Genomic DNA, 12,847 nt, shown 5'->3' with positions numbered 1-12,847 from the left:
GCGCCTCTTGCGCTGAAGCGGCTGGCACGCAACAGAATTGACTATCAGGAGCGAATAATGCAACTCAATCCCTCTGAGATCAGCGAGCTGATCAAGAGCCGGATCCAGGGTCTTGAAGCGAGCGCGGACGTTCGCAACCAGGGCACTGTGATCTCCGTGACCGACGGCATCGTGCGTATTCACGGCCTGTCGGAAGTGATGCAGGGCGAGATGCTCGAATTCCCGGGCAACACGTTCGGTCTCGCACTGAACCTCGAGCGCGACTCGGTCGGCGCCGTGATTCTGGGTGAATACGAACACATTTCGGAAGGCGACATCGTCAAGACGACGGGCCGCATTCTGGAAGTGCCGGTGGGTCCGGAACTGCTCGGCCGCGTGGTCGACGCACTCGGCAATCCCATCGACGGCAAGGGCCCGATCAATGCAAAGAAAACTGACGCAATCGAAAAGATCGCGCCGGGCGTGATCTGGCGTAAGTCGGTTTCCGAGCCGGTCCAAACCGGGCTGAAATCGATCGACGCGATGGTGCCGGTTGGCCGTGGCCAGCGCGAGCTGATCATCGGCGACCGCCAGTGCGGCAAGACCGCGGTCGCAGTCGATGCGATCATCAACCAGAAGGGCAAGAATCTCTTCTGTATCTACGTCGCGATCGGCCAGAAGGCTTCGTCGATCATGAACGTGGTGCGTAAGCTGGAAGAAACCGGCGCGCTGGAATACACGATCGTCGTGGCAGCTTCGGCTTCGGAATCGGCTGCGATGCAATACCTCGCGCCTTATGCGGGCTGCACGATGGGCGAATACTTCCGCGATCGCGGCCAGGACGCGCTGATCGTCTACGACGACTTGACCAAGCAAGCTTGGGCATACCGCCAGATCTCGCTGTTGCTGCGCCGCCCGCCGGGTCGTGAAGCTTATCCGGGCGACGTGTTCTACCTGCACTCGCGTCTGCTGGAGCGTGCTGCTCGCGTCTCGGAAGAGTATGTCGAGAAGTTCACCAACGGCGAAGTGAAGGGCAAGAGCGGTTCGCTGACGGCGTTGCCGGTCATCGAAACGCAAGCAGGTGACGTGACGGCGTTCGTTCCGACGAACGTGATTTCGATTACCGACGGCCAGATCTTCCTGGAAACCGATCTTTTCAACGCAGGTATCCGCCCGGCGATCAACGCCGGCGTGTCGGTGTCGCGCGTCGGTGGTGCAGCTCAAACCAAGGTCGTGAAGAAGCTGTCGGGCGGTATCCGTACCGACCTCGCGCAGTATCGTGAACTGGCTGCGTTCGCGCAGTTCGCCTCGGACCTCGACGAAGCCACCCGTAAGCAACTGGAGCGCGGCCGCCGCGTGACGGAACTGCTCAAGCAGCCGCAGTATCAACCGCTGCAAGTGTGGGAACTGGCGATCTCGCTGTTTGCCGCGAACAACGGCTACCTCGACGATCTGGAAGTCGCACAGGTGCTGCCGTTCGAAAAGGGCCTGCGCGAATACCTGAAGTCGAGCCACGCTGACCTGATCAAGCGCGTCGAAGACACCAAGGAACTCTCGAAGGACGACGAAGGCCTGCTGCACACGGCCGTCAAAGACTTCAAGAAGTCCGGCGCTTATTGATCCGCGAGTGACCCGCAAGGCATAAACGGACCTTGAAGCGGCGCGGGCCGCAGGCAACTGAACCCGCGCTGCTTCGATCAAGGAGCAAGCAATGGCTGGAATGAAGGAAATTCGCGGCAAGATCAAGAGCGTGCAGAACACGCGCAAGATCACGAAAGCGATGGAGATGGTGGCCGCATCGAAGATGCGCCGCGCTCAGGAGCGCATGCGCGCTGCTCGCCCGTACGCCGACAAGGTCCGCGATATCGCTGCACACATGAGCCGTGCGAATCCCGAGTATCGTCACCCGTTCATGGTGTCGAACGAGGGCGCGAAGACGGCCGGCATCATCCTCGTCACGACCGACAAGGGTCTGTGCGGCGGCATGAACACCAACGTGCTGCGTGCGTCGCTGCAGAAGTTCAAGGAACTGGAAGGCCAGGGCAAGACAATCGAGGCAACCGCGATTGGCACCAAGGGTCTGGGTTTCCTGAACCGTCTGCGCGCGAAGGTGGTGTCGAATGTCGTGCATCTGGGCGACACGCCGCATCTGGAAAAGCTGATCGGCGCGGTGAAGGTTCAGCTCGACCTGTACTCGGAAGGCAAGGTTTCGGCGGTGTACCTGGCGTACACGCGCTTCGTCAATACGATGAAGCAGGAGCCGGTGATCGAGCAACTGCTGCCGCTGTCGGCAGACCAGTTCGAGCGCAAGGAAGAAGACGGCGCGACGCCGAGCACGCAGTGGGACTACATCTACGAGCCGGATGCGCAGGCCGTGGTGGACGAACTGCTGGTGCGTTATGTCGAAGCGCTGGTCTATCAGGCCGTCGCGGAAAACATGGCATCGGAACAGTCGGCACGAATGGTGGCGATGAAGGCCGCTTCCGATAACGCGAAGACGGTCATCAATGAACTGCAGCTCGTGTACAACAAGAGCCGCCAGGCCGCAATCACGAAAGAACTGTCGGAAATCGTCGGTGGCGCCGCTGCGGTCTGATCGTCAAGACGACAGGCAGGCCAACGCCGTGAGGCGGGCCCAACTGAGCGGCACCCCGAAACTGCGCCTTTGCGCGAGTGAAGAATTGAGTATCTAAAGGAAAAGCGATGAGTACTACTGCTTTGGTAGAAGGCAAGATCGTACAGTGCATCGGCGCGGTGATCGACGTGGAATTCCCGCGTTCGGACATGCCGAAGATTTACGACGCGCTCATTCTCGAAGGTTCGGAACTGACCCTCGAAGTCCAGCAACAGCTGGGCGACGGCGTCGTCCGTACCATCTGTCTGGGTGCATCCGACGGTCTGCGCCGTGGCACGACGGTGAAGAACACCGGCAAGCCGATCAGCGTGCCGGTCGGCAAGCCGACCCTCGGCCGGATCATGGACGTGTTGGGTCGCCCGATCGACGAAGCCGGCCCGATCAATTCGGACGTGGTTCGCGGCATTCACCAGAAGGCTCCGGCGTTCGACGAACTGTCGCCGTCGACGGAACTGCTCGAAACCGGCATCAAGGTTATCGACCTGATCTGCCCGTTCGCGAAGGGCGGCAAGGTGGGTCTGTTCGGCGGCGCCGGCGTGGGCAAGACCGTGAACATGATGGAACTGATCAACAACATCGCGAAGGAACACGGTGGTTACTCCGTGTTCGCCGGCGTTGGCGAGCGTACCCGCGAAGGGAACGACTTCTATCATGAAATGAAGGACTCGAACGTTCTCGACAAGGTCGCGCTGGTGTACGGCCAGATGAACGAGCCGCCGGGCAACCGTCTGCGCGTCGCGCTGACCGGTCTGACGATGGCCGAGCACTTCCGCGACGAAGGCCTCGACGTGCTGTTCTTCGTCGACAACATTTACCGTTTCACGCTGGCAGGCACGGAAGTGTCGGCACTGCTCGGCCGTATGCCGTCGGCAGTGGGCTATCAGCCGACGCTGGCTGAAGAAATGGGTAAGTTGCAAGAGCGTATTACGTCGACCAAGACCGGCTCGATCACGTCCGTTCAGGCCGTGTACGTCCCTGCGGATGACTTGACCGACCCGTCGCCGGCTACGACTTTCGGCCACCTCGACGCAACGGTCGTGTTGTCGCGTGACATCGCATCGCTGGGTATCTATCCGGCTGTGGACCCGCTCGATTCGACCTCGCGTCAGATCGACCCGAACGTGATCGGCGAAGAGCATTACTCGATCACGCGCGGCGTGCAGCAAACGCTGCAGCGCTACAAGGAACTGCGCGACATCATCGCGATTCTGGGCATGGACGAACTCGCGCCGGAAGACAAGCTCGCCGTCGCGCGCGCTCGTAAAATCCAGCGTTTCCTGTCGCAGCCGTTCCACGTTGCGGAAGTGTTCACGGGTTCGCCGGGCAAGTACGTGCCGCTGAAGGAAACGATCCGTGGCTTCAAGATGATCGTCGACGGCGAGTGCGACCACCTGCCGGAACAAGCGTTCTACATGGTCGGCACGATCGACGAAGCCTTCGAAAAGGCCAAGAAGATCCAGTAAAGGTCGGGTGTAACCAAGCGGGCGCCGGCCTCGCGCGTATCGCTGCCTTCGCGGTGGCGCAACGCAAAGCCGGCGCCTCTTACTACGCTCAACCCAGGAGTCGACATTTATGGCAACTATCAAGGTAGACGTCGTCAGCGCGGAAGAGCAGATCTTCTCGGGCCAGGCGAAGTTCGTCGCGCTGCCGGGCGAGGCGGGTGAACTCGGCATCCTGCCGGGCCACACGCCGCTCATCACGCGGATTCGTCCGGGTGCGGTGCGCATCGAAGCTGAAAACGGCGAAGAAGAGTTTGTGTTCGTCGCCGGCGGTATTCTCGAAGTTCAGCCGGGCGCTGTCACGGTTCTCGCCGACACTGCAATTCGCGGCAAGGATCTCGACGAAGCCAAAGCTGAAGATGCACGCAAGCGTGCGGAAGAAGCGCTGCAGAACACGGGCTCGAACCTCGAATACGCTACCGCGCAAGCGGAACTGGCGTACGCAACGGCTCAACTCGCTGCAATCCAGCGCCTGCGTAAGCTGCGCGGTCAGAACTAGGCAATACGTATCAGAGAGAAAGCAGCCTCCTCGGCTGCTTTTTTTTGATCGTCACTTGACGTTTACGGAAAGGTAATCAAAATTGCGCAATAGCATCGATTGATGCTTTGCCGTGCTGGTCCCCGAATGCGCTGCGGGTAAGACTTGATGCCGTATGGAGATGCGCCGGTGGCACAATCGATTTCAAATCCATTTCAATAGGGCGAGCTTTCGCTCACGGAGACAACACCATGGCAACGCATGTGTCAGGCGAGGGCGCACTTATCGAACCCAGAGACGGGTTGTCGTACGTCCGTGGATCGACCGATATTCCGTTGAGCGAGGCGACGATCGGTCAGTTTCTGCGCGACACGGCAGCGCGTTTTCCTGACCGTCCTGCCGTGGTGTTTCGCGAGCAGGGTATTCGCTGGACGTGGAAGGAGTTTGCGGAAGAGGTCGACGTGCTGGCCGCAGGATTGCTTGCGCTCGGCATCGTGAAGGGCGACCGCGTCGGTATCTGGTCACCGAATCGAGTGGAATGGGTGCTCACGCAGTTCGCGACGGCGCGCATCGGCGCCGTACTCGTCAACATCAACCCGGCCTATCGGCTCGCCGAACTCGAATATGCGCTGAACAAGGTCGGCTGCAAGGCGATTATCGCGGCCGAGCGTTTCAAGACGTCGATGTACCTGGAGATGCTGCAGGCGCTCGCCCCGGAGTTGGCCACACACGCGCCGGGCGACCTGCATGCTGCGAGGCTGCCCGATTTGCGCTATGTGATCCGCATGTGCGACACGGAAACGCCGGGCATGCTGAGCTTCTCGGATGTGATCGAGCGGGGCCGCGCGACGCTGGACGTCGCAAGGCTCGATGGAATCGGCGCCACGCTTTCGTGCCACGAGCCGATTAACATCCAGTTCACCAGCGGCACGACGGGTAATCCGAAGGGCGCGACGCTGACGCACAGCAACGTCGTCAACAACGCGCGCTATATCGCGATGGCAATGCGGCTGACCGAGCAGGATAGCCTGTGCATCCCCGTCCCGCTTTATCACTGTTTCGGCATGGTGCTCGCGGTGCTGGCGTGCGTGTCGGTCGGGGCGAACATGGTGTTTCCGGGCGAAGCTTTCGATCCGGCCGCAACGCTGGCCGCCGTCGCGGAAGAAAAGTGCACCGCGCTGCACGGTGTGCCTACCATGTTCATCGCCGAGCTCGATCATCCGAACTTTGCCGATTACGACCTCTCGCATTTACGCACCGGGATCATGGCCGGCTCGCCCTGCCCGATTGAGACGATGAAGAAGGTCGTTTCGAAGATGCATCTGAGCGAAATCACGATCGCCTACGGCATGACGGAAACAAGCCCGGTGTCGTTTCAGAGTTCGACCACCGACCCGCTCGACAAACGCACGACGACCGTTGGCCGCATTCAGCCGCATCTCGAAGTGAAGATCATCGATCCGCTCGGTGCGATCGTGCCGGTTGGCGAGACCGGTGAGCTATGCACTCGCGGCTATTCAGTTATGCAGGGCTACTGGGGGGATGAGGAGAAGACGCGGGAAAGCATCGTGGACGGCTGGATGCATACCGGCGATCTGGCGACGCTCGACGCGGAAGGCTATTGCAACATCGTCGGCCGCCTCAAGGACATGCTGATCCGTGGCGGTGAGAACATCTATCCGCGGGAAATCGAAGAATTTCTGTTCCGTCATCCGAAGATCCAAAGCGTGCAGGTGTTCGGCGTGCCCGATGCGAAATACGGCGAGGAAGTGTGCGCGTGGATCGTATTGCGGTCGGGCGAGCAGGCCACCGCCGAAGAGATCCAGCAGTTCTGCCAAGGCCAGATTGCGCACTACAAGGTGCCGAAGTACATCCGCTTCGTCGACGAACTGCCGATGACGGTGACGGGCAAAGTGCAGAAATTCGTCATGCGGGAGCGCATGATTAGCGAATTGAAGGTGAAGGAAGATAAAACGGCTTGAGGTTCAGCGCGGGCGCAAATCTCGCGTTGTGCTGGATGGACCAGCCGCCGCGCACGCTCGCAAAACAACTCGCAAACGTTTGGCAAGACGAAAAAAAAGCGGGCCTGGAGCCCGCTAAAAACCACACGCTACGGGGTTAGCGCGAGGAGACCAAAGTAGGAACCGACTGAGACGACGACCCGGCGTCGACTACGGCCCCAGCAGGGATGCCCCTTTACAGGGCTTCGGCATACGCCGACCGGCAAGTGCAAAGTATCCGCTCACACCGCGCACCCAGCCACATCCGTGTTGAAACCGTTGAGGGCATTGTGGGCGAATTAACCTTTGAGCGCGGTAACAAATTGTTTCAGGTTGTAACGCCCGCCAGATAAGGCGTTGCGGGACTTATTGCCAAAACGAAACCTTTAAAACGTAAATTTTACCTATGACTCGACGGCAATTTCATACGCCCGATTGATGCTATTCGCGAAGCATATTGCGGCGTAAATTGTTAAGTCGATTCCGCATGAACTCGTTGCACACTCACCTTTTTGCCGCCGATCGCCTTTGTTACAGGTGCTTTTCGAAACCGCCCGAAAATCGTCCCATGTGCGATGGCAACGACATTGCATCGCAGCACCGAACCCAGCCGGCGGGCCGGTGCAGAGGGCCGGTTCGCTGCGAAGACAAGCGTCCGCGCCGTTCTGCGTACGGTTAAGCGCGCTGAGGGCCGTTACACGATTGTGCGACGAACATCGAACCATCAGCGCCTTCTAATCCCGCCTTTTCCGTCGGAATTGAAAGGGCGGCCGAGCGCAAAGCTCTATTTCAGCCACTTATCCGCAATCGTCTGATATTCGCCGGTTGCGCGGGCCAGGTGCAACCACTGATCCACGTACTGCTGGAGCGCGACATCGCCACGCGGCAACAGCCACGCCTTCTCGCCGTACTGGAACGGCTTGTCTGGATGCACCGAGCAAAGGCCTGGATTGAGCTTTTGCTGCAGCAGGGTCTCGGATGCATCTGTCACCATGACGTCCGCCTTGCCCGCGAGAATCTGCTTGAAGATCGTCACGTTGTCCGGATAGACGGTGACGGCCGCGTGCGTGAAATACTGCTTCGCGAAACGCTCGTTCGTGCCACCTGGATTGACGATCACGCGCGTTGCCGGTTGATCGATTTGCGCCACCGTTTGATATTTGCTGACGTCGTCGCACCGAACGATCGGCGTCTTGCCGTCCACCATATACGCCTGCGTGAAGAACGCACGTTTTTGCCGCTCGAGCGTGGGCGAGACCCCGCCGACGCCGATATCGCATTTCGCCACGAAGTCGTTCATCAGGTTCGGCCACGACGTTTTGACGTACTCCACCTTCACGCCGAGCGATTTAGCTAGCGCCTCCGTCATGTCGACGTCGATACCTTCGAACTGGCCATCCGGCTTATAGAAGGAGTACGGCTTGTAGTCGCCGGTCGTGCAGGCGCGCAACGTGCCGCGAGCGAGAATGTCGTCGAGTCGCGAAGCGGCCGCGGCGGGGGCGCTGGTCTGCGCGTTGGCCGCGCCTGCGCAAATCAGAGCGCCGGCCAGAGCGCCGAGCAATGCGATTGCTGCCTTGTTCATTGAGTCTCCTTGGTTGTTTCGTCGTTGTTTGATAAGACCGACGGATGATAGTCAGGCAATTTTCCCTTGAACATCGGCCGTTCGGCCAGGTCATGACGCGGCGGACGATAGGCCCCCAACCGCGGGATAAGCGGCCGCGACCGATCCGGGCGACAGTTATTGCCCGCATCGAGCACGATGCGGCGAGCCGGCTCCGGTAAAATGCCCCTTTGCTCTCAGTCGTACGCAACGTGGCCCATACCCTCCTGAACGACACCTTCCTGCGCGCGCTGCTGCGCCAGCCGACCGACTACACCCCTGTCTGGCTGATGCGGCAAGCCGGTCGCTACCTGCCGGAATACAACGCCACGCGCGGCCGCGCGGGCAGTTTCCTGGCTCTCGCCAAGAACCCGGCGTTCGCGACGGAAGTCACGCTGCAGCCGCTGGAGCGTTATCCGCTCGACGCCGCGATTCTCTTCTCCGACATCCTCACGGTGCCCGACGCAATGGGCCTCGGCCTCGAATTCGTGACCGGCGAAGGGCCGCAATTCGCCCGGCCGGTGCGCACGGAAGCCGACGTGGCGCGCCTCGCGGTGCCGGATATCGACGCCACGTTGCGCTACGTGACCGACGCCGTGCGCGAAATCCGCACCGCGCTCACCGACGCGCAAGGCCGTCAACGCGTGCCGCTGATCGGCTTTTCCGGCAGCCCGTGGACGCTCGCGTGTTACATGGTCGAAGGTAGCGGCTCGGCGGACTTCCGCACCGTCAAGTCGATGCTGTATGCGCGCCCGGACCTGATGCATCGCATTCTCGACATCAACGCAAAATCTGTTGCGGCGTATCTGAATGCGCAGATCGAAGCCGGCGCGCAGGCGGTGATGATTTTCGACACGTGGGGCGGAGCGCTGGCCGACGGTGCGTATCAACGTTTTTCACTGCATTACATCCAGCAAGTGGTGGCCCAGTTGAAGCGCGAGCACGACGGCGAGAAAGTGCCGGTAATCACCTTCACGAAAGGCGGCGGTCTGTGGCTCGACGAAATCGCGGATACCGGCGTGGACGCGGTCGGGCTCGATTGGACCGTCAACCTGCGCAAGGCACGCGAGCGCGTGGGCAGCAAGGTCGCGCTTCAGGGCAATATCGATCCGTCGGTACTGTTCGCGCCGCCGGCTTCGATCCGCATGGAAGCCCGCGCCGTGCTCGACAGTTTCGGCAACCATCCGGGCCACGTTTTCAACCTCGGCCACGGCATCTCGCAGTTCACGCCGCCGGAAAACGTCGCCGAACTCGTGGACGAAGTGCACCGTCATAGCCGTGCAATTCGCAGTGGCGCTCATGCACCAGCATGAAGCCGTAATCGTTGCCATTTTTGTTGCAGCGCAATGAACTGGGCTCTCGATCTAAGGGAAAGTTCGGGGGCAAGAGGCCGTCAGTTGGCGATCTCGCGGTTGTCAAGACTTGACTTATACACATTCGTTGCGCTGCGGCGCGGTAGAAGCTTTCGTCGCCCGGCAGCCCTTGCACATCGCGGGCGCATTTGATCCAAGCCTTATCTGGCAAGGGTTTCGCGGGGCCGCCGCGGAGTGTGCGGAATCCCACAGAAGGCCGCTGCGACGCGGCTTCCAGCCCTTCGAGGCAAAGTTCTCAACAAAGTTATCCACAGCCAGAGAGCCGGGTGCAATTGTTCTGCGGAATCCAAAACTTAGCGGCGAAGTTGAAGCTTTACCTTAACTTCGAAGAGTTCGCTGTCTGCCGAGGCGATCCGACCATGCGGCATTCGGCCGCGTCGCTTCAATCATTCTGCATAGCCGCGTGAGCGAAGTGTTCGTTCGCGTCGCGCTGGATCATCCGCTGCCGACCCTGTTCGACTATCGCTGCGACACACCCGAGGCGGTTGCGCCGGGCGTGCTGGTGAGTGTGCCGTTCGGCAAGCGTCATGTGGTGGGGCTCGTTTGCGAAGTGGCTGCTCACAGCGACGTCCCGCCCGACCGTCTGCGGGATTTGCATGGCGTCTGCACCGCCTGCCCGCCGTTGTCGACGCACTGGCTGGGTTTAGCCGCCTTCGCCGCCGACTATTACCAGCGTGGCCTCGGCGAAGTGGCGCTGCCCGCGCTGCCGCAGGCGCTCCGCGACGCCTCACGCTGGGCGCGCCTGTTCGCGCCCGAGGAACGTTACCGAATGACGCCCGAGGGGCGTCGCGCATTACCCGATGCGTTGCCCGCGCGCGCCAGCGCGCTGAGAAAGTTGGCCCAGGCGCTGGCCGACGCCGAATCCCTGCTTGCTGCGGATGCCCGCGCGCTTCATCCCAAGGCCATCGCCACGCTGGACGCATGGCAAGCGGAAGGCTGGGTCGCGCTGGACATTATCGAAGCCGCCGCGGTGCTTGCGCCGTCTTCCGCCGACGCGCCGGCGCCCCTGCTGCCTACCCTCACCGACGAACAGTCGGCCGCCGTGGACGCGATCCGCGACGCGAACGGTTTTGCGCCCTTCCTGCTGCACGGCGTGACGGGCAGCGGCAAGACCGAGGTGTATCTGCGTGCGCTCGCCGAGATTCTCGCCGCGAAGCCCGACGCGCAGGCGCTCGTCCTCGTGCCCGAAATCAATCTGACGCCGCAGTTCGAGGCGGCTTTCCGTGCGCGCTTCGCCGCCCTGGAAGGCACGTCGATCGTCACGCTGCACAGCGGTCTCGCCGAGGGCGAACGCGCGCGCAACTGGTTCGCCGCGCACACCGGACGCGCGCGCATCGTGCTCGGCACACGGCTGGCGGTGCTCGCGTCGTTGCCGAAGCTCGCGATCATCGTCGTCGACGAGGAGCACGATCCGGCCTACAAGCAACAGGAAGGTTTGCGCTATTCGGCGCGCGATCTGGCGATCTATCGCGCCAAGCAACTCGGTTTGCCGGTCGTGCTCGGTTCGGCCACGCCGTCGCTGGAGAGCTGGTGGCAGGCCGATCAGGGCCGCTACAAGCGTCTCACGTTGTCGCGCCGCGCGGTCGCCGACGCCGTGCTGCCGACCGTCAAACTAATCGATCTGGAAGAAGAGCGCCGCCGCGGGCGGGCCTCGGTGGAGGGATTGTCCGGGCCGCTGGTCGCCGCCCTGAAGGCGCGGCTCGAGCGCGGCGAGCAAAGCCTCGTGTTTCTCAACCGGCGCGGCTATGCGCCGCAACTCGCCTGCGACGCCTGCGGCTGGGTCGCCGGTTGTCCGCGTTGCAGTGCCTACGTCGTGTTGCACAAGCCCGAGCGCGCACTGCGCTGCCATCATTGCGGCTGGGAATCGCGCATTCCGCGCTCGTGTCCGGATTGCGGCAACGTCGACATCGCGCCGATGGGACGCGGCACGCAACGCGTCGAGGAAACGCTGGCGAGCGCGGTCCCCGGCGCCCGTGTGCTGCGTATCGACGCCGACAGCACGCGCCGCAAAGGCAGCGCCCAAGCGCTGTTCTCCGACGTACATGCGGGCGAAGTCGACATCCTCGTCGGCACGCAAATGATCGCGAAGGGTCACGACTTCCAGCGCGTGTCGCTGGTCGGCGTGTTGAACGCCGACACCGCGCTGTTCTCACACGACTTCCGTGCGAGCGAGCGCCTCTTCGCGCAGTTGATGCAGGTGAGCGGCCGCGCTGGCCGCGCCGGTTTGCCCGGCGAGGTGCTGGTGCAAACGCGCTATCCGCGCCATGCGCTGTACCACGCGCTCGGGCGGCATGACTACGTCGGCTTCGCCAATTCCACGCTGGCCGAGCGGCGCGACGCGCACTTGCCGCCGTTCGTCTATCAGGCGTTGCTGCGCGCCGAAGGGCGCACGCTCGAAGCCGCGCTCGCGTTTCTTCAACAGGCCGCCGCGGCGCTCACGGAGATTCCGGCGGCCGAACGCGTGACGGTTTATGACGCCGTGCCGCTCACCATCGTCAAGGTGATGCACGTGCATCGCGCGCAGTTGCTGATCGAAAGCGCATCGCGGGCCGCGTTGCAGGCCACCTTGCGCGCATGGCAGCCGCTGCTGCGCGGAATGAAAGGCGTGTTGCGCTGGAATCTCGAAGTCGACCCGCTCGACATCTGACGCCGGCCGGCCGGCGTCGTCGTCAATATCGCCAGCGGCTGCGCGCGGTCCGCGCACGGGTTCGCACGGTATTGGCATAGCTCGGGACAGGGCTCGCAACGGACGTGGCCGTCCGCCTCGCCAGCACCGCCGACGCACGCGAGGCGGCGTGTGCGCCCCGCTGCGCAAGCTGCCGGTATCGCGCCGAAGATCGATATTCACTCGAGCAGAGCATGCCGGTCTCGCTGTTTCGGGTTCTGGATCGCGCGAGCCTGGAGGACAGGCGGCGTTGCCGTCTGCATGACCAGCCCGGGTCGGCCGGCGACGCGCTCGCCCAGTTCAAGCCGGTCGTCCCAACCGAGGCGCGCACACCCGTTCGCAGCCAAACGCCAACCCGGCGGTGCGTTCCATGCTCGCTTCGCTGTCACTCGGAAGATCGGCGCCGCTATGTCGATCGCGAGTCGCCGGGCGGCTTAGCCCTTAATCGTTCAGCGCGGCCCGCGCGTCGCCCGCCGATGCACGCGAAGCCGGGCGCGTGCGTGCGTTGGAGACCCGCTTGCCCGAGCCGCCCGTCGCGCCGCGAATGAACAGCACCGCGCAAGTCGCGCACATCATCCAGATGCCCAATACCACCAGCCACTTTTCCATTTCCCGAGT

General features: G+C 62.2%; 9 protein-coding genes. 7 read left to right on the top strand and 2 right to left on the bottom strand.

The window, feature by feature from the left end:
- Window positions 1-57 precede the first annotated feature (57 nt).
- From atpA to BUE39_RS06555, 5 genes are all read left to right on the top strand, one after another.
- Window positions 58-1,599, top strand: coding sequence for a F0F1 ATP synthase subunit alpha (atpA, locus tag BUE39_RS06575; protein WP_073427839.1), 1,542 nt, complete (start codon window positions 58-60; stop codon window positions 1,597-1,599).
- Between the two features lie 91 nt (window positions 1,600-1,690).
- Entirely contained in the window at window positions 1,691-2,575 is an 885-nt protein-coding gene (atpG, locus tag BUE39_RS06570; protein ID WP_073427838.1) for a F0F1 ATP synthase subunit gamma, read from the top strand.
- A 107-nt stretch (window positions 2,576-2,682) separates the two neighbouring features.
- Window positions 2,683-4,077 (top strand): F0F1 ATP synthase subunit beta, encoded by a 1,395-nt coding sequence (gene atpD, locus BUE39_RS06565; protein WP_073427837.1) that lies wholly within the window; start codon window positions 2,683-2,685, stop codon window positions 4,075-4,077.
- 109 nt (window positions 4,078-4,186) lie between these two features.
- Window positions 4,187-4,612, top strand: a complete 426-nt coding sequence (locus tag BUE39_RS06560; protein ID WP_073427836.1) for a F0F1 ATP synthase subunit epsilon — start codon at window positions 4,187-4,189, stop codon at window positions 4,610-4,612.
- A gap of 230 nt (window positions 4,613-4,842) precedes the next feature.
- The gene (locus BUE39_RS06555) at window positions 4,843-6,573 is read left to right on the top strand and encodes an AMP-binding protein (RefSeq protein ID WP_073427835.1); all 1,731 of its coding nucleotides are present in this window, start codon (window positions 4,843-4,845) and stop codon (window positions 6,571-6,573) included.
- Between the two features lie 802 nt (window positions 6,574-7,375).
- On the opposite strand, the gene BUE39_RS06545 is transcribed toward BUE39_RS06555, so the two are convergent.
- A complete protein-coding gene (locus BUE39_RS06545) occupies window positions 7,376-8,173 on the bottom strand; it encodes a transporter substrate-binding domain-containing protein (RefSeq protein WP_073427834.1) in 798 nt (265 codons plus the stop codon).
- A gap of 230 nt (window positions 8,174-8,403) precedes the next feature.
- Between BUE39_RS06545 and hemE the strand changes: the two genes are divergently transcribed.
- Both hemE and BUE39_RS06535 read left to right on the top strand, forming a co-directional pair.
- Window positions 8,404-9,504, top strand: coding sequence for a uroporphyrinogen decarboxylase (gene hemE, locus BUE39_RS06540; protein ID WP_073427930.1), 1,101 nt, complete (start codon window positions 8,404-8,406; stop codon window positions 9,502-9,504).
- A 463-nt stretch (window positions 9,505-9,967) separates the two neighbouring features.
- Complete coding sequence (locus BUE39_RS06535) at window positions 9,968-12,211, top strand: primosomal protein N' (protein ID WP_176035752.1); 2,244 nt, start codon at window positions 9,968-9,970, stop codon at window positions 12,209-12,211.
- A 459-nt stretch (window positions 12,212-12,670) separates the two neighbouring features.
- Here the strand turns inward: BUE39_RS06535 and BUE39_RS35115 are convergent, their stop codons facing one another.
- Complete coding sequence (locus BUE39_RS35115) at window positions 12,671-12,838, bottom strand: hypothetical protein (RefSeq protein WP_167363269.1); 168 nt, start codon at window positions 12,836-12,838, stop codon at window positions 12,671-12,673.
- Between the last annotated feature and the right edge of the window lie 9 nt (window positions 12,839-12,847).

The sequence above is a fragment of the Paraburkholderia terricola genome, from assembly GCF_900142195.1.
Taxonomy (GTDB): domain Bacteria; phylum Pseudomonadota; class Gammaproteobacteria; order Burkholderiales; family Burkholderiaceae; genus Paraburkholderia; species Paraburkholderia terricola.
Note: the sequence above shows the minus strand (reverse complement) of the source record. Positions and strands in the feature narration are given on the sequence as shown.